The following is a 17,951-nucleotide window of genomic DNA, read 5'->3' as shown; positions in this document are numbered from 1 at the left end:
ATTTTGTAACATATTGCGGTAAATAATGCCATATTAGCCGCAAATTATGCGGTTAATAATTGTATATTTACCGCAAACTTACTCACAATGCCAAAATACATCTACCAAAACCCTAATTTTCCTAACTTTTATTGGGATAACGAAAAGATACTTTCGCCATTAAGCGAAGTACGTTTTATGCAAGGACGGTTTTTGGGAAAAATGCAATCATTGGGATTTGATATTCAACAGGAATCTAATTTGTTGTTGTTAGAAAAAGAAATTATTACCTCTAGCCAAATAGAAGGCGAAATATACAAACCCGAAGAAGTACGTTCGTCTATTGCCAAAAGCATAGGTTCTCCTTTAGCGAACAATCTACCAACAAATCGAAACATTGACGGTTTTGTAGATTTATTATTGGATGCGTCACAAAATTATGCTTCTGCTATTTCGCAAGAGCGTTTGTTCAGTTGGCATGGCGCTTTATTTCCCTCAGGAAGAAGTGGTTTGTACACGATAACAACTGCCCAATGGCGCAAAGATGAAAAAGGACCCATGCAAGTAGTTTCGGGCGGATTTGGTACTGAAAAAGTACATTATGAAGCGCCAGCTGCTGCGTTAGTTCCAGATTTAATGCATACTTTTTTAGATTGGCTGAATACCGAATCACAACAAGATTTGATTATAAAAACGGCAATTGCTCATTTGTGGTTTCTTACGATTCATCCTTTTGAAGACGGAAACGGTCGAATTGCCCGAGCTATTTCAGAAAGCATTTTGGCAAAATCGGAGAATGATGCGATGCGTTTTTACAGTTTGTCTTCGCAAATTTTAAAAAACAAAAAGGATTATTATTTATTGTTAGAACAATCTCAAAAAGGAAATTTAGATTGCACAACCTGGTTGCTTTGGTTTTTAGACACGTTGAAAAAAGCCATTCTCCAATCCGAAGAAATTATAAGTACGGTTTTGCAAAAAGCTAATTTTTGGAAAACTCATGAAAAAACTATTTTAAACTCTCGTCAACAAAAAATGTTGGAACTTTTATGGAATGATTTTGAAGGCAATCTGACCACCAAAAAATGGTCAATACTAACCAAATGTTCTGATGATACAGCTTTGCGTGATATTAACAATTTGATTTTAAAAGGTATATTGCTAAAAGAAGATAAAGGGAGTAGAAGTACTAGTTATAAAATCAACGGAATAGTATTGTAAAAAACAAAATAAAGAAAACTATTTTATAATTGTAGTTTCTAATTCAACATAAATAGAAAAAGCGTCCTGATATCGGGACGCTTTTTTTGTTTTTTGGAGTATTTGTAAAAAAAAAAATCTTCTACGCAGAATAATTGCGCAGTCGTGTCGAAATCTTTGTTCAAGAAATAAAACAAGCTCTTTGATTTATTAAAGTTATGAGATTCCTCCTTCGTCGGAATGACAAAAGAAGGAGATTGACAATATCAAACAAGTCCTGTTACGTGTTTCTGTATAGCACCATTGTAGGGAACTTTTCGCGAAAGCGTATTATGTTTTTCTATGCAACTTGATTTGGAGGTTTTGGTAGTTTCCCAGAAAATTATCACCACTCTATGGGTCATGGGTTCGATTCCCATTCACAGCAATGTGATAGTTCAGTTGGTTAGAACAATAGACAATTTTGCAGGTTCGAATCCTGCACCGTTTTTCGATTCGGTTAGACAAATGGTAAGTCAAGCACAGACTGAAAATCTGTATTTCAGAGAACATCACTCTTAAAAAGATGACCACAAAAAAACTGATTTGTCTTTATCGGTACAATTAGGATTGTAAAATCTAAAATTGCACACTCATGATACAACCAGTGCGAACAGCAATGTATTTAGGAATGCTCTTTTTCTTTTGGGTTTGATTGTTTAGGTAGTTTTCAGAATTGCTTTTGCAAAATAGAATCGTAAAACAAGTGGAGCAAAAGAATTACAAACTATTCGTCCGTTTTTATCGGAGAAGAAAGACAATGAGGTTTTTTATTTAAAAAAAGAATAAAGAGAATAGAACAAAGAGAATAGAATAAAGAGGAAAGAAAAAAGAATTTTATTGTTTCCAAAACTTTAAACAATTAAAACTTTAAACAAAAAAATATGATCAATAGAATTACAATCGATGCGTACCAAGTAGGTTTGGTATTCGAGAACAGGAAATTAGTAAACGTATTAAAAGAAGGAAAACATTGGATTTTTGGAGATAAAAAAGTGATCATTCATGAAATGAACTTTCCATTCCAAACGCAGTATGAATTAAATATTTTGTTAGAAAATGAAGATTTGGCGGCGATGTTAAAAGTTGTTGAAGTAAGCGATACTGAAATAGTGTTGCAATTTGCAAACGGAAATTTCACAACTGTTTTAACTGCTGGAAGATATGCGTTTTGGAAAGGCATTGTGAAAAATGAATTTGTGAAAGCCGATTTGTCTAAAATTGATATCACCGAAAATATTGCCGTAACCCTTTTAGAAAATGCCAAAGTGAGACCATTCGTTAGAAAATTTATGGTAGCTAGTAACGACAAAGCATTGTTGTTTGTTAACGGAACTTTTACAACCGAATTAAAATCAGGAACCCATTATTTTTGGAATAATGCGATTACAATTGATGTAAAAACAGTTGATATGAGACAACAACAAGTGGAGATTTCTGGACAGGAATTATTGACGAAAGACAAAGCAAGGTTGAGAATCAATTTCTTTGTGAGATACCAAGTGGTGGATATTTTGAAAGCTTTGGTTGATAATAAAGACTTCGAAAAACAATTGTATGTTTTGATGCAATTGGCTTTAAGAGCTTTTGTTGGTGGACTTACTTTGGATGAGTTGTTGAGCAAAAAAGATACGATTGCTAGTGATATTTTGGCTGAAGTAACAGCTAAGATTAGCAATTTAGGTTTAGTGATTTCTGATGCTGGAATTCGAGATGTGATCTTGCCTGGAGATATGAAGGAGATTATGAATCAGGTTTTGGTTGCCGAGAAAAAAGAACAAGCCAATAGTATTATGCGAAGAGAAGAAACCGCTTCTACTAGAAGCTTGTTGAACACCGCCAAATTAATGGAAGAAAATGAAATGTTATGGAAATTGAAAGAGATGGAATATGTAGAGAAAATTGCCGATAAAATTGGTGAGATTACCATTTCAGGTGGCGGAAATGTAATCACTCAATTGAAAGAGATTTTCGTTAAATAAAAAAAATGTGTTTATGGTTTCAATTTTTAAAAGAGTCAATGTTTCTAAATAACTATAAAAAGCACTATTGGAAATCAATGGTGTTTTTTTATAGAGATTTATCTGATATATATTGTGTAACTAATAAAAAAACACTTTATCCAAGCTGATGATAATGTCTTTTTATGGCGGTTCGATATCTTTTAGAATCATTTAAATACTGTTAAAGGAAATAGAGATCTTTTGCCTCAGTTTTTATTTCTTCATAATTTTTTGATTTGTTCCGCTATCAATTAAAAGTTTAATAGATTATTATATCTTAGCAAATATATATGAATACAACTTTAGAAATTTTTGGCACAGTTTTCGGTTTTTTGGCCGTTTATTTTACTATTAAAGAAAATATCCTGTGTTGGTATTTTGGATTAGTTCAGGTCATAGTATATTGCTTTGTTTTTTATACATCAAAATTATATTCGGATATGATTTTGCATGTTATTTATATTTTTCTGCAAATATTTGGCTGGTACAATTGGAAGTACGGGGGTGACAATAAAAGTACATTACGCATTACCTTAATAACAAAAGCAGCCTTATGGATTGTTTTAACATTTATATCAACTCTGATTTTGGGCTATTTTATGCAGACCAAAACAGACGCCTCTTTTCCTTATCCTGATGCCTTTATAACGATAGCAAGCCTTGTTGCTCAGTATTTAATGATAAAAAAAGTATTAGGTTCCTGGATCTTTTGGATCGTAGTAGATGTGGCGGCCATCTTTGTATATTTTTATAAAAGCTTATATTTTACAACGGGTTTATATTTCCTTTTTTTGATTATGGCAATAATTGGTTACTTGCAGTGGAAAAAGGCGTACAAAGAAGAATTTGCATATGAAAGACAAGCATAAAATAGGATTGACATTAGGCAAATTTGCCCCTTTTCATAAAGGCCATCAATTGTTAGTTGAAACCGCTATCAAGGAGATGGATGAAGTACTATTATTAATTTACGATGATCCTGTTATAAATATTTCGTTAGCTACCAGGGCCACTTGGATACGCAAAATATACCCAAATATTACAGTTATTGAAGGAATAAATTCACCTAACGATAGTGGTTATTCACCTGAAATTATGAAAATTCAAGAGGACTATGTTTTGGAAGTTTTGGAAGATCGTAGCATATCTCATTTTTATTCGAGCGAACCTTATGGCGTACACATGAGTAAAGCTTTAAATGCGATTGACAGACAAGTTGATTTAAGTAGGAATATTGTTCCTATATCAGCAACAAAAATTAGACAAAATCCATTTAAACAAAAGGAATTTATTCATCCTGAAGTCTATAAAGATTTGATTACTAAAGTAGTTTTGCTTGGTGCACCTTCTACAGGAAAAACTACTTTGGCAGAAAAATTAGCAGTGCATTTTGATACGCAATGGATGCCAGAGTACGGAAGAGAATATTGGGAGAAACATCAAATAAATAAACGATTAACCTTAGACGATCTTTTAAAAATTGCAGAAACTCACATTGAAAGAGAAGATGCTTTGGTAACAGAATCAAATCAGTTTTTGTTTTCAGACACCAATGCAATTACGACTTATTTATTTTCACTTGATTATCATGGAGAAGCACTTTCCGCTTTGCAGAATTTAGCCAAAGCAGCAGAACAAAGGCACGACATTATTTTTGTGTGTGATACCGATATTCCTTATGATGATACTTGGGACAGATCCGGTGATGTGAAAAGAAAAGAATTTCAGCAAAAAATCATCGAAGATCTTAAGGATAGAAATCTTAGCTATTATATGCTGGAAGGTACTGTTGAAGAAAGAATTGAAAAAGTATCAAAAGTATTGGCAGTATATAGAAAATATTAAATTTAACTAACTTAGAACAAAAATAGAACCATGTCTGACTTAATAAATAAAACTATGGGGTTTTTCAAAAAAGTCCCAGAATCGCCTACTAATCCACAAGAAAATAAAATTAAGAACAAATTTAAGGTAGAAGATCTTTATTCAAGTGATAATCTTCAAAATGAATCTAATGATGCAGTCAGCCTTGATGAAAAATTGCGTCAGGCTTATTTTTGGATTACAAATACCGCTATTATCAGTCCGTACTATGATATCGAATTCAATGATGGCGATCCTAAAAAGTTTTTTTTTGGCGATAGTAAAGTACCAGTTTGTTTGCCAACAGATCAGAGCTATTCCAGTTTTGTATTAATGCCATTATTGAATTTAGCAGCACGAGGCAAATGCCTTATTGTGGGCGGACCTGGCCGAGGAAAAACAGCTACTTCGATTTTGATGGGTTTGCTAGCGGGATATGATAATAAAGATGTATTGAGAGCCATTCAGCACGGTCAACCTCAAATGACGATTTCAGATTTATTAGGGCATCCATTGCCTTCGGATATGGTAAAGGCCGAAAAAACGTCAGATATTAGAATTGCTTGGAGAAAATGGCTGGGTATGCGAGTAAAAATTATTGATGAATACAATCGAATCCCCACCAGAACGCAATCTGCTTTATTGACTGTTCTCTCAGATAATTATGCTGAAATTTTTGATCAGATTTATGAATGTCCAGAAGGAGCTTGGTATTTAACAGCTAATGATGATGCAGGTGGAGGAACGTATCAAGTTATTGAAGCTTTAAAGGATAGAATTGATATTGTAATTCGAGCCATGCATTTTAATACTCGATTTATTGAGGATTTATTACAGCGTATTGAACTTAATTTTAAACCAGAAGCTATTATTCCCGAAGAAATTATTTTTACCGAAGAAGAGCTTAATACGATCAACAAACAGATCAGACAAGTACAGATAGACCCGGAATTGCGTAAACGTATCGAATTTTTCTGCCGTCAGTTCGAGTTTTTTGAACCCGCGTCAAATAGATTGGAATATATGACAAAAGACACGGCAAAATTGTCCGGTCTGGACATGCGCACTCTTTTTAGAAAAGAAACGGGAAAAGATCCAATCAAGGATTTGGGTTCTCAAGCAAAAAATGGTTTGTCCGTTCGAAAAATCATGACTTTATTGATGTTTTCCAAAGCATTGGCTTATTTTAGAGGAAATAAAAAAGTAGAATTAGAGGATATTAGACAAGTTTTACCATTCGTTTTGCACGATAGTTTAACGCCACATTTAGAATCGCCATTTTTTGATCAGGCAGGTAACGAAGTATATAGAGTAGATAGAATTGTATGGTTGCGAAATTTATTCGATTTGTCTTGCGATGAATATATTAGTCAAGATTTGGACAGAAATGATCCAGTTGATCAATTTGAAGCTGAATTTAAAAAAGGTCTTGAAAATATTTCCTCAAAGGAAATTGATAACCGACTTTTAAATATTGAAAAGCAACTACACAAATGGTCGCAAGAGAAAAAATTGTATGGGTACAGAGCAGATGATATTTTAAAATTGAAATATTTACATCAACGTTATACCAATTATAAAAGATGGCTTCAATGGAAAAAATAAGCTTTCCTCCACTTATTGCAGAATTAAGCGATAAGAGTGCGTTGTACAATCATTGGTATGATGAAAATGAAATGAAGTATGGCAGTTTACCTTCACATTCTATTCTGAGATGGATGGAAGAAGTGGTTGAACCTATCGTAAAAGCAGTTTATAACCAAAATTCAGCTCCCGAGAAAATCCACGAAATAGTAAAAGCATTGTATTTAGAATCATTGAAATTAATTGGTAGTGGACAGGCAATACGCTATAATAATGAATACAAAACAGCTTGGCTCTTAATGGCTGAAATGCCCAATTTAGTATTGAAATTTCCAACAAAAACGATTTACTTATTGAATGATGTACTTTTAAATTTTCATTCGTACGCAGTAGAAAAAATCTTAGACTGGTGTCAACTTATGAAGAACACTAGCATTGAGATTAAAACTATAGAAGATTTTAAAACAGCAGGGCGCATTTATGCATGGAAATGCGGTTTAGCACATTTAAGAACGCGATTAAAAGCTGATTTTTGTGAACTTTCAGAAAATCTGCAGCAGCTAATTGTCAATAATCTAGATTCAGATCATAAAAGAGATGACCTTTTTGATCTTCCATGGAGTAATAACGATACAAAATTTGAAGGTGTGCAAGGTGGTTTCAAAGGGTCAATGGGCTTTTTTGAACATCCGCCAAAACTGGCGCAGATAGACGATCACGTATTTGTAACCGATTCAAAAAATAGTTACGCACTTTTTGCAGACCAGTTTGGTACTGTTTTGGTTCCAGCTGATACGGTTGATTCCGATTACATCTTATCAAATTCTAAGCGATTAGAAACCTTGGAAAAATGGCTGGAAAAAAATCACGAAATTGATAGAAACACTATTTCGTCGGTTGCAGCTACAAAAGATACTTTGGTTTTTACTTTGCAAAACTCTTATTTTTTATACCTATTCAGTCTGGGCAATGCATAATCAATTTGAAATAGAAAAAACCTTAGCGTTGTGGAAATCGTTATGGCCACAGGCAAAGCTGGAATGGAATCCTTTGCTTCGCTTGCAGGAACCGATCTGGTGTTTATCTCATCAGGAGGCTAAAGAAGAAGGACTTACCGGCAGTTTTGCTATGATTCGGCTAACAGATCATCGTATTGTGATCAATTTAGAAGAAATTTTAGAACGCCATATTGAAGGGTACGCTCTTGAAGTTCTGGCTCACGAAATTGGGCATCATATTTTTACGCCAGCTAATTTATATGATAATGCTATTTTACTGAATCGCATTCGATTTGGTCTGCCTGGTATTGAGAACAGAGCACCTATGGTTTCCAATTTATATGCTGACTTTTTAATTAATGACAAATTACAGCGTGTCAATAAATTAAGTATGTCAGAGGTTTATAAAGCCATAAATACAGAAGATACTTTTACTGAATTTTGGACCTTGATGATGCGTACCTATGAATATTTATGGCGGTTGAACCGAGGTGAACTGGCCACTAAATTATCCCTTCATAGTAAAAAAATTGATGCGGATGCCTCATTATTAGCGTCTTTGATTAGAAGTTACTCCAAAGACTGGATTCACGGCGGCGGCCGATTTGCCGTTATGCTGTATCCTTATTTAATGGAGGATCAAACTTTTAATGAGGCACGTAAAAAGATTTTAGTATTGCTAGACGCAGAAGATGCAGGTTTGGGGGCTATGGACATTTCAGGTATGACAGAACTTGATTTGGAAGGTTATGACGAGATAATCGACATGCGAAAAGAAGCTCTTGGTCTCGTAGATGGTGATGCTGAAAAGAAAGAAGACAGTTTAGGTTCCGGACAAAACAAGTTGGGAGGTCATGGACCTAGAAATGGATATATGGGACCTGGAAATTATATTGATTTGATGAAACAAGTCAATCCAAAAGCCGATGAACAGCGTTTGATCAATGCATATTACAAAGAAATTGCTTTACCACATTTAATAGATTTTCCGATCGAAACTTCTGAAAATGTGTCTTTAAATTTACCGGAAGGTTTAGAAACTTGGGATATTGGTGACGCAATTGAAGAAGTAGACTGGTTACAGTCGGCGATACAATCGCCGTCACTTATTCCAGGATTAACCATGCAAAAACGAACGTACGGATCCGATTCTGATAATGAAGTTTCAGAAAGTCCTTTAAATGTTTATATTGGTATCGATTGTTCAGGTTCGATGATGAATCCGAAGCACAATTTTTCCTGGCCTGTTCTCGCTGCTACAATTATTGGATTGTCTGCATTACGTGCTGGTGCATCGGTTATGGGATGTCTTTCTGGAGAACCTGGAAGTTATCTGGAAACGAATGGTTTTATTACAGATGAAACAGATCTGCTGACAACTTTAACCTCTTATTTGGGAACTGGTTATGCATACGGGATTGAACGCTTACGCAAACCATTTGAAGAAAAGCCAAATAAAAAATCACACATTGTAATAGTGACCGATAATGATATTTTTAGTATGTTGGAATCTGATACTGAAACAGAACAAACTCATTGGGAATTGGCTGAAATTACATTAAAAAATGCTGGCGGACACGGGACAATGGTATTGCATTCTCAACCAGATTACAACAAAGATTTGGTGATCCGATTGCATAAAATGGGCTGGAATATGTATTATGTTACCAACGAAGCTGAGCTTTTAAAATTTGCATTAGAATTTTCACAACAAAATTACGCTTATGTCTAAATATGATGTTTTTGAACTTGTTACTCATGTAAGAAAGTGTCCAGACCTTTTTTTTAAATCGTCAAGCTTTTTAGCAAAGGAAGGACTGAATTCGATAGCGTTGCTTTGTGATACGTACAGAACGGTAAGCGGTAATTTTTTAAATACGATATTTAAAATACCATCAGGCGATCATTTAAAAGCCATTGGAGAGAATCATTGGCGCGCTATTCATATTTCTACTTGGTTACTTAGCCATCAGGACTTTAAGAATGCCTCTTTTGCTGAAGAAAAATTATATGATTTTTGGTTTGAAGAATTGCGTCACGCTTCACCGTATGTAAAATTTAACGAATGGGTCAGCGATGATGAGCGTGCCGAAGAGATGGTGAGGCTGTTATTAAATTGTTGTCAAATACTTCCTAACGGAGAAAATCCTGAAGAAGCAGCTGATAAATTATCCTCATTAAACAGTGCAGAACGCCATAACGTTTTAAAAAAATCCTATAAAGCAAATGAAAGAATAATGGATATTAAAAGACAAATGGAAGAGAAAAGAGCCCGTGAGGCAGCAAATACGTATGGACGCGAGTAGTAAGCCACAAATAGCATTAACAGACGAGGAACGTTTTCCTCTGTTAGATGATTTAAGTTTTTTAAATGCACTTAAACAAGATGAATTTGCTCCAAAATTTAATTTTAAAAGTGGTGATCGATTAGATGCTGTAAATCTTTCAAAAGTTAAAGCATATAAAAAGAAAAATTGTGAGGAAAAATCATTTTGGACGCAAGAGCAGACTCCAATTTGGTTAAACGAATATTTAAAATGGAGTACTGAAACTGTTCCATTTTATAAAAATAAATCCAATATTTTAAATTCTTTTCCAACAACCAACAGAGATGATATTAGAAAAAATCCTCATTTATTTGTTTCAGATGAGGCAGATTTATACGAGCTCTTAGTTTATCATACTTCCGGCTCAACAGGTCCGAAATTAGATGTGCTTTTTGATGCTGTTTCGCAGGCAAGTTGGGTTCCACAAATAGAATCCATTCTCCAAGATTTTAATATTTCAATAACTTCATGCAAAAAAACTGTAGCAATTGCTTTGATTTGCGCTCAAGAAAAAACATTGACTTATGCCTCTTTATCAGCCTACTTAAAAGGTGCAGGAATTTTAAAAATAAACCTAAATACATCAGATTGGAATCATCCTGATGATGCTGTAAAATATCTAGAGAAATTCAATCCGCAAATCCTAACAGGCGATCCGCTGGCTTTTATGGCATTGTTGGATCTAAAGCCTAACTTGACTCCAAAAGCTATGGTTTCTTCGGCTATGAAATTGACAAAAGGTACTAAAGATACTTTAGAAAGTTATTTTAAATGTCCCGTAATCGATCTTTATTCCCTGACGGAATGCAGAAATATAGCTTATGCAACTGGAATTGGTCATAAAGTTATAAGACCTGATTTGTATTTAGAAATTTTCGATGAATTTGATGATATTGCGCTTCCTTATGGCGAGAGAGGTGAACTAGTAGTTACCGGAGGAAGCAATCCTTTTCTTCCTTTAATACGATACAGAACAGGTGATTTTTGCAGTTTAAAAATAGAAAAAGGCATTCCGTTTTTGATTGATTTAGAAGCCAGAAATCCTGTTGTTTTTAATACAAAATCAGGAATTAAAATCAACAATATTGATGTTTCTAATGTTTTGTCCGAGATACCTTTAGCTGGCTTCAAAATGCATCAGAGAAAAGATAAGTCAATTCAGTTTATTGGCTATTCTAATGAGATTACTGCTGAGGTAATTATAGATTTATTGAATGTTATTTTTAAAAATGACATCAACATTGATGTAGAAATTCAAAAAATATCTCAAAATAATGATGTAGAAAAAACTAAGTACTCTTCGGAGTTAATTAGCTTTTGTGATTAAAAAAAGGTCTTTTAAAAATTATTTAAAAACTGCTTAAGAACTATTATGTTTTATTTTAATGTTTTTTAAGGAACCACAAATCTAAAATTTGTTTTAAAATTTTAGATGATATAGTATTTAAATAATATTATAATACCGTTGAATGAAATTATTTTAGAGAATAAAAGTAAAATAGAGATTAGTCAATATACTGGAAAACAGTATGTTGAAATCGAAAATTAACCAGCGTCTATTTCAAATATAGCAAAAAATAATTTTAGAGTTTTATAAGTTTTAAATTCTTTTTAATGACGCATTTCGAGTAGAAAGAAAAGTAAAATGACCGACACTTGGTTTTATGGGTATAAATTACAATGTATTTGCTCTGTTTCTGGAGTTTTTTATTCCATTGATATTACAAAATAAAATACTCATGATACTCAAATCTTGAGAGATATAAAAAGGTAATTATTTGATTATAAATTACTTGTATATAGTAGGTATTTGTCATTAACTCAACAATTAGAGTTGTTTCAAACTGCCAATATCGTTTTAGAAACACCAATGAAAATCAATCAAAAAGGGTATAAAAACAATCCTATATTTTTAAAAAATCAAGAAAAAGTATTGAATCACTTTTTTCACAATTGTGTAATCAATTTAAAATTAGAAATAATTATGCTAAATTATTTAATGGTTTTGAAAGAAGAATTATATCAAAAAGAATAGCTATTACTGTAGTTCAATATAGCAATAAATTCATATTTGACAGGCCAATTAATAATATTAAAATCAATTAATTTTACCCAACAGGTTATATATTACTTTCCAATACAAAAATTTGCGAAGATATTTCCTAATAATTCATCGTTAGAAACCTGACCAGTAATGGTCCCAAATTGATACAAAGCTTCCTTAATATCAAGTGCCATTAAGTCGCTAGAAAGGTTATTTTCTAAACCATATTTTACTTTCTGAATTTCATCTAATGCTTTTAGTAAGGAGTCGTAATGTCTTGTATTGGTTACAATTGTTTCATTATTTCGTAGAGCTCCTGTATTAACAAAGGATAGTAATTGATTTTTTAAATCATCGACTCCAATATTTTGTTTAGCAGAAATTAGTAAGATATTTGGGATTTGAGTTTGCAGATTTAGGATTTGTTCGTCAGAATATAAATCCTTTTTGTTCCCTATAATAATTAAAGGTTTCAATGGGAACTGATTTTTTATTTTTTCAATTTCCAGCTGTACTTGTTTTATGTTTTCAGTATCTAATGTTCCTCCTTTTGGTGTAAGCGGACTCAAATAGATCACCACTTGAGCTTGTTCGATTTTTTCAAAAGTTTTGCGGATTCCAATACTTTCAACCACATCTTGCGTTTCGCGAATTCCTGCCGTATCTATAAATCTAAATCCGATGCCGCCAATGACCAATTCATCTTCGATAGTGTCACGTGTAGTTCCAGCAATTTCAGATACAATCGCGCGCTCTTCATTTAATAAAGCATTCAAAAGAGTAGATTTCCCAACGTTTGGTTCACCAACAATCGCAACTGGAATTCCGTTTTTGATTACGTTTCCAACAGCAAAGGAATCAATCAGTCTTTTTAGTACAAATTCGATTCGGTTTAGTAATTCATGAAATTGTGCTCTATCGGCAAATTCGACATCTTCTTCGGCAAAGTCCAATTCGAGTTCAATAAGCGAAGCAAAATTTAATAATTCCTCTCTTAATTTGGCTATTTCTTTAGAGAAACCACCGCGCATTTGCTGCATAGCGATTTGGTGCGATGCTTCATTGTCGGACGAAATTAAATCGGCTACCGCTTCTGCTTGAGATAAATCGAGTTTACCGTTTAGAAAAGCTCTTAAAGTAAATTCTCCTGGATCCGCCATACGACAGCCTTTTCTTAACAATAACTGAATAATTTGTTGCTGAATATAGGTTGAACCATGACAAGAAATCTCAATTGTATTTTCACCCGTATAGGAATTAGGGCCTTTAAATAGCGATATCAAAACTTCGTCTAAAGTTTTGTTACCGTCCATAATATGACCTAAATGTAAAGTATGTGTTTTTTGAGTGGTTAGTTCTTTATTTTTTATGGATTTAAAAACAGAATTTCCAATAGTAATGGCATCTTGTCCGGAAATTCGAATTATGGCTATAGCCCCAGCTCCTGAAGGAGTTGCAAGCGCTACTATGGAATCATTAGGAATCATATATATCAATTTATGCAAAAGTAAGGAAAAATGCCATGGCAACAAGGACAGACTAAAGAATCCCGCGGCATTATTTCTTTGTTAAATATTCTTCAAACTGATAATTATCATTCTATTTTGGTTTTTGTTTTGTAAATTTATATAAATAATTGATTTGCAATAAATTAAATAGTATGTCTAAAAAAATCCTTTTTCCAACTGACTTTTCACAAGCTTCAAAAAATGCATTTATTTATGCTTTACAATTAGCTGACTCTATTCATGCTGAGGTAATTACCTTACATGTGTATCAAGTTCCACAAGCTAATTTTGTAAATGCAGCGGAATATTTACACGAAATATACGACGTAACTGAACTTAGTAATTTTGAGAATTACAAAGATCAAGTACCTTCATTGCGCGATATAGCCGCAGCAAATAATTTAAGTCACATCAAAATAAGTCATATATTGCTTTCGGGCAATTTAGTTCAAGAGATTAAAAAAATAACAACCAATGAAAAATTTGATTTTGTAGTGATGGGAACTAAAGGCGGATCTAGTCTTGAAGAAACTTTTTTTGGCACTAATGCTACTAAAGTTATGAGTGACGTAAATGCGGTAGTACTTGTTATTCCAAAAGATTGCCAATACAAACCCATTCAAAAAATGCTTTTTCTTACTCAATATAAAACTGAGGATACGCTTTCTTTTCAAATAATGCTCTCTCTTGCCGAAACATTCAATGCGGCGGTAGATTGTCTTCAAATTGTTTCAAAAGAAAAGCAAAATAAAGTGAATTGTATGGAGGAATGGAAAGAAATGACAAAAGACAAAGAAGTTGCTTTTTTAACAATCGAAGGTGAGGATACGGAAGGTTTAATATTAAGTTTTATAGAATCACATACAATTGATATGATTGCGATGCATGTGTATCATAAAACCTTCTTTGAAAAATTATTTGAAACGAGTCTTTCAAAAAAATTAGCTTTTCATATTAACATTCCAGTAGTAGCTATTCCTGAATAAGGAATTGATTTTTAAGAGAAGAATTTTTAAACTCAATAATATTTGATTAAATATATTTTAAACTATACAAAATGAAGAAAATTTTATTTCCAACCGATTTTTCCGAAACAGCAACTAATGCTTTTGTGCACGCTTTAGAATTTGCAAAAAAGGTAAATGCTGAAATCATTCTTTTACACACTTTTGATCTACCTGTTTATGACAATCAGTTTTTTCCTGAAAACTATGCTGTGATTTACAATTCTTTAGAGTTGTCCCAGTTTGAAATGTTTAAAAACGAAATTCCAAAACTTCGCGCCATTGCCGAAGAACGCCATTTGGATAAAGTTAAACTATCACATCGACTTATGGATGGTGATTTATTGCATAATATAAAAAAATCAATTAAAGATGATGCTATTGATTTTGTAGTAATGGGAACGGCTGGCGCTACTGGATGGGAATCTTTTTTTATAGGAACCAATACAGGATCAGTAATTACAGGTATTGATGTGCCAATGTTATGTGTTCCAGTAGAAGCCAAGTTTAAGAAAATTGAGATCATCGGTTTTACTACTCGCTTTAGACCTAAAGATAAAAAAGCACTTAAAATGGTGCTAGAGATTGCTAAAAAAACCAAAGCTAAAGTAAAATGCTTGTACGTAAAAACCAGTAATTCTGATGTTACCAAAGAAACTATTAAAAGCTGGGAAAAAGAATTTAGTGCAGATCCAATAGATTTTTATGTGATTCATAGTGATGATGTACAAGAAATAATTTTGGATTTTATAATGTATAAAGAACTCGATATTTTGACGATGCTTACCTACAAAAGAGGATTTTTTGAAGGACTTTTCAAACCAAGTTTGACCAAAAAAATTGCTGTTAATAATGAAATTCCAATTCTTGCAATTCCAATTGATTAAGCAATAAGCATATTTTATTAAATGAAATTTATCTAAAATGGATTTATAAAATTAAATAAAAAGGACATTTAGTTTTGTAATTCATTTTCGCAATTGCTCTTGGTTTTTGTGTTTGTCGTTGCTATTCATTTTTGAAATTGATTATATTTGTAATTCACTAAAAGTAGCAATGGACATATACAAAATTAAAAAGGAAGAATATTCAGTTCAATTAAATACAATTAACAAAAAGTACAATACTATTAGTTTTTTTAGACTAATTGCTATTGTACTTTTTTTAGTTTCTATTTATTATTATCTCAAAACGAGTGCAACAATTTATGTTGCTTCTGCAATACTTTTTTTTGTTTCTTTTATAGTTTTAATGCGAATACATTCTAAATTACAATTCAAGAAACAAGTGACACAAGCTTTATTTGCTATAAATAAAGATGAAATCACCTATTTAGAGAGAGAAAAAATTCCTTTTGAAAACGGAATTGAGTTTAATGATTTTCAGCATCCATACGCTTATGATTTAGATATTTTTGGAGAACATTCTTTATTTCAGAATGTAAATCGTACGGCTACTTTCATCGGAAAAAAAACATTAGCTACTAAATTGCTTAAAATATCTTCTAATGAAGAAATTATCCAGAATCACGAAGCCATAAAAGAACTTACAGAAAAGTTAGATTGGCGTCAGGAATTTTTGGCTTTTGCCAAAGTAAGCAATGACAGTCAATCCAATTACCAAACTTTACTAAAATGGAGTTTGTTTAATAGTGCACCGTTATCTAAGTTCACCGTTTTTATTTCATACTTTTTGCCCGTTATTTTTCTGCTCAATATTATTGGTTATATCGTGACATCAAATGTTACTTTTGCTTCGATTTTGTCTTATTTATTTGTTATAAATCTTGTCGTTTTAGGTGTATTTACGAAAAGAATTCAGCTTGAAGTTGCTAATTCTTCTAATATTGACAAAACCATTGGACAATATAGTTTGCTGTTAAAAAAAATTGAAGAGGAGGCATTTACGTCTCAAAAGCTCATCAGTTTACAGCAAAAACTAACCTTTAAAAAAGAAAATGCGAGCGTACATTTTAAACAATTATCCAGTTTGTTTTCTAATATGGATACCATTGGTAATTTGATAACCGCAATTCTTTTTAACGGAACTTTTCTTTTTAACTTGCATGTTTTTAAATCATTAGTGCAATGGAAAACAGATCATGCCGAAGCGCTAGAGGATTGGTTAGAAATTATAGGAGAATTTGAAATGCTAAATAGTTTAGCGAACTTATCCTACAACAATCCTGACTTTGTTTATCCTACTTTAAACACCAACTTTGAGATTGATTTTACTGATTTAAGTCATCCTTTATTGAACCAAACGACTAGAATAGGAAATGATGTTCGTTTTTATCCTCAATCTTTTATGATTTTAACGGGTTCTAATATGTCTGGAAAAAGTACATTTTTACGCAGTCTAGGGATTAATATGGTTCTCACAGGAATGGGTTCAGTAGTTTGTGCCAAGCAAGCCAATGTGCATCCTTTACCGGTTTTAGTTTCGATGCGTTTATCCGATTCTTTGTCAGATAGCGAATCGTATTTTTTCGCTGAAATCAAGCGTTTAAAACAAATTATGGATCAATTAGAAAAGCAACCCGCTTTTGTTTTATTAGATGAAATACTACGAGGAACGAATTCTGATGACAAGCGAAATGGGACAATTGAAGTGGTTAAAAAGGTAATTGCTCAAAAAGCCATAGGAGCGATTGCTACGCACGATATTGAAGTTTGCTTGACTACTAATGATTATCCAGATTTATTAACTAATAAATGTTTTGAAGTAGAAATTATCAATAACGATCTGCATTTTGACTATAAACTTAGAGATGGTATTTGCAAAAATAGAAGTGCTACTTTTTTAATGAAAAAAATGGGAGTCATTTAGCATTAAAATAGTGAAGTATTTAATAGAATTTAGAATTTACTATATTGAGAATGGTGACAATTGAACAAAACATAAAAACAGCTGGATTGGTAACTCAATTAACCAAATCTCAAAAAGAGAATTTTATAATTATTAGCAAACATTGGATCGCCTTTAATGCAGAATTAAAAAAGCACAATCTAAATCAGCATTCTGGAAATTGGGTTAAGTATGGAATTACTTTTAAAGTTGAAAACGAGTATTTTTATCTAACCGCTATTCCTAATAACGAACAAATTTTTCCAGACCATTTTATTAATTTCGAAATTTCAAAAGGCAATTATGAAATTTTCGTACATCAAGGTGCGATCCAAGATATTAAACAAACACTAAATCATATTTATAAAACGATTATTCCTGATTTGAATTTAAAGATTGAAGATCATGAAAACACAGGTTTTTTGCACTTTGAAAAATATGATTACCGTTTTCAATGGAATAATCCCAAATCAGTAATCGAAATTTATTTGCCTCTAAAAAAATAATTTCTAACTATTAGTAATTATTAAAGAAGTTATTTATCAAGCAAATGGT

15 protein-coding genes and 1 pseudogene are annotated in these 17,951 nt (G+C 32.5%); 15 read left to right on the top strand and 1 reads right to left on the bottom strand.

Annotated features, from left to right (window positions below; translation table 11 throughout):
* The first annotated feature begins 87 nt into the window (after positions 1–87).
* From MW871_RS10870 to MW871_RS16420, 11 genes and pseudogenes are all read left to right on the top strand, one after another.
* Positions 88–1,200, top strand: a complete 1,113-nt coding sequence (locus tag MW871_RS10870; RefSeq protein WP_248428525.1) for a Fic family protein — start codon at positions 88–90, stop codon at positions 1,198–1,200.
* 321 nt (positions 1,201–1,521) lie between these two features.
* Positions 1,522–1,740 (top strand): hypothetical protein, encoded by a 219-nt coding sequence (locus MW871_RS10865; RefSeq protein ID WP_210646150.1) that lies wholly within the window; start codon positions 1,522–1,524, stop codon positions 1,738–1,740.
* A gap of 362 nt (positions 1,741–2,102) precedes the next feature.
* On the top strand, positions 2,103–3,200 hold the full coding sequence (locus tag MW871_RS10860; RefSeq protein ID WP_248428524.1) for a slipin family protein: 1,098 nt from the start codon (positions 2,103–2,105) through the stop codon (positions 3,198–3,200).
* A gap of 311 nt (positions 3,201–3,511) precedes the next feature.
* Positions 3,512–4,090, top strand: a complete 579-nt coding sequence (gene pnuC / locus MW871_RS10855; RefSeq protein ID WP_248428523.1) for a nicotinamide riboside transporter PnuC — start codon at positions 3,512–3,514, stop codon at positions 4,088–4,090.
* Complete coding sequence (locus MW871_RS10850) at positions 4,074–5,066, top strand: AAA family ATPase (RefSeq protein ID WP_248428522.1); 993 nt, start codon at positions 4,074–4,076, stop codon at positions 5,064–5,066. Before pnuC ends, MW871_RS10850 begins: the two co-directional genes overlap by 17 nt.
* A 30-nt stretch (positions 5,067–5,096) precedes the next feature.
* Positions 5,097–6,689 (top strand): AAA family ATPase, encoded by a 1,593-nt coding sequence (locus tag MW871_RS10845; protein WP_248428521.1) that lies wholly within the window; start codon positions 5,097–5,099, stop codon positions 6,687–6,689.
* Positions 6,677–7,645, top strand: coding sequence for a hypothetical protein (locus tag MW871_RS10840; RefSeq protein ID WP_248428520.1), 969 nt, complete (start codon positions 6,677–6,679; stop codon positions 7,643–7,645). The genes MW871_RS10845 and MW871_RS10840 overlap by 13 nt, the downstream gene beginning before the upstream one ends.
* A complete protein-coding gene (locus MW871_RS10835) occupies positions 7,638–9,398 on the top strand; it encodes a hypothetical protein (RefSeq protein WP_248428519.1) in 1,761 nt (586 codons plus the stop codon). The genes MW871_RS10840 and MW871_RS10835 overlap by 8 nt, the downstream gene beginning before the upstream one ends.
* Positions 9,391–9,972, top strand: coding sequence for a hypothetical protein (locus tag MW871_RS10830; RefSeq protein ID WP_248428518.1), 582 nt, complete (start codon positions 9,391–9,393; stop codon positions 9,970–9,972). Before MW871_RS10835 ends, MW871_RS10830 begins: the two co-directional genes overlap by 8 nt.
* Positions 9,959–11,320, top strand: coding sequence for an AMP-binding protein (locus MW871_RS10825; protein ID WP_248428517.1), 1,362 nt, complete (start codon positions 9,959–9,961; stop codon positions 11,318–11,320). The genes MW871_RS10830 and MW871_RS10825 overlap by 14 nt, the downstream gene beginning before the upstream one ends.
* A gap of 324 nt (positions 11,321–11,644) precedes the next feature.
* Positions 11,645–12,099 (top strand): annotated as a pseudogene (locus tag MW871_RS16420) (transposase); the annotation flags it as partial.
* A gap of 21 nt (positions 12,100–12,120) precedes the next feature.
* Here MW871_RS16420 and mnmE read toward each other — a convergent pair.
* Entirely contained in the window at positions 12,121–13,524 is a 1,404-nt protein-coding gene (gene mnmE / locus MW871_RS10815) for a tRNA uridine-5-carboxymethylaminomethyl(34) synthesis GTPase MnmE (protein ID WP_248428515.1), read from the bottom strand.
* 173 nt (positions 13,525–13,697) lie between these two features.
* Between mnmE and MW871_RS10810 the strand changes: the two genes are divergently transcribed.
* The 4 genes from MW871_RS10810 to MW871_RS10795 all read left to right on the top strand — a co-directional run bounded on the left by MW871_RS10810 (position 13,698) and on the right by MW871_RS10795 (position 17,902).
* Complete coding sequence (locus tag MW871_RS10810; protein ID WP_248428514.1) at positions 13,698–14,531, top strand: universal stress protein; 834 nt, start codon at positions 13,698–13,700, stop codon at positions 14,529–14,531.
* Positions 14,532–14,602: 71 nt separating this feature from the next.
* Positions 14,603–15,436, top strand: coding sequence for a universal stress protein (locus MW871_RS10805; RefSeq protein WP_248428513.1), 834 nt, complete (start codon positions 14,603–14,605; stop codon positions 15,434–15,436).
* Between the two features lie 169 nt (positions 15,437–15,605).
* Positions 15,606–17,378, top strand: coding sequence for a MutS-related protein (locus tag MW871_RS10800; RefSeq protein WP_248428512.1), 1,773 nt, complete (start codon positions 15,606–15,608; stop codon positions 17,376–17,378).
* 50 nt (positions 17,379–17,428) lie between these two features.
* Positions 17,429–17,902, top strand: coding sequence for a GyrI-like domain-containing protein (locus MW871_RS10795; RefSeq protein WP_248428511.1), 474 nt, complete (start codon positions 17,429–17,431; stop codon positions 17,900–17,902).
* Positions 17,903–17,951: the final 49 nt, after the last annotated feature.

The sequence above is a fragment of the Flavobacterium pygoscelis genome (assembly GCF_023162025.1).
GTDB lineage: Bacteria > Bacteroidota > Bacteroidia > Flavobacteriales > Flavobacteriaceae > Flavobacterium > Flavobacterium pygoscelis.
This window is presented reverse-complemented; position numbering and strand designations above follow the sequence as displayed.

Excerpts from the sequence above, each read along its gene's own strand:
- MW871_RS10870 (WP_248428525.1), top strand. The coding sequence starts at position 88 with ATGCCAAAATACATCTACCAAAACCCTAATTTTCCTAACTTTTATTGG.
- MW871_RS10865 (WP_210646150.1), top strand. The coding sequence starts at position 1,522 with ATGCAACTTGATTTGGAGGTTTTGGTAGTTTCCCAGAAAATTATCACC.
- MW871_RS10860 (WP_248428524.1), top strand. The coding sequence starts at position 2,103 with ATGATCAATAGAATTACAATCGATGCGTACCAAGTAGGTTTGGTATTC.
- pnuC (WP_248428523.1), top strand. The coding sequence starts at position 3,512 with ATGAATACAACTTTAGAAATTTTTGGCACAGTTTTCGGTTTTTTGGCC.
- MW871_RS10850 (WP_248428522.1), top strand. The coding sequence starts at position 4,074 with ATGAAAGACAAGCATAAAATAGGATTGACATTAGGCAAATTTGCCCCT.
- MW871_RS10845 (WP_248428521.1), top strand. The coding sequence starts at position 5,097 with ATGTCTGACTTAATAAATAAAACTATGGGGTTTTTCAAAAAAGTCCCA.
- MW871_RS10840 (WP_248428520.1), top strand. The coding sequence starts at position 6,677 with ATGGAAAAAATAAGCTTTCCTCCACTTATTGCAGAATTAAGCGATAAG.
- MW871_RS10835 (WP_248428519.1), top strand. The coding sequence starts at position 7,638 with ATGCATAATCAATTTGAAATAGAAAAAACCTTAGCGTTGTGGAAATCG.
- MW871_RS10830 (WP_248428518.1), top strand. The coding sequence starts at position 9,391 with ATGTCTAAATATGATGTTTTTGAACTTGTTACTCATGTAAGAAAGTGT.
- MW871_RS10825 (WP_248428517.1), top strand. The coding sequence starts at position 9,959 with ATGGACGCGAGTAGTAAGCCACAAATAGCATTAACAGACGAGGAACGT.
- mnmE (WP_248428515.1), bottom strand. The coding sequence starts at position 13,524 with ATGATTCCTAATGATTCCATAGTAGCGCTTGCAACTCCTTCAGGAGCT.
- MW871_RS10810 (WP_248428514.1), top strand. The coding sequence starts at position 13,698 with ATGTCTAAAAAAATCCTTTTTCCAACTGACTTTTCACAAGCTTCAAAA.
- MW871_RS10805 (WP_248428513.1), top strand. The coding sequence starts at position 14,603 with ATGAAGAAAATTTTATTTCCAACCGATTTTTCCGAAACAGCAACTAAT.
- MW871_RS10800 (WP_248428512.1), top strand. The coding sequence starts at position 15,606 with ATGGACATATACAAAATTAAAAAGGAAGAATATTCAGTTCAATTAAAT.
- MW871_RS10795 (WP_248428511.1), top strand. The coding sequence starts at position 17,429 with ATGGTGACAATTGAACAAAACATAAAAACAGCTGGATTGGTAACTCAA.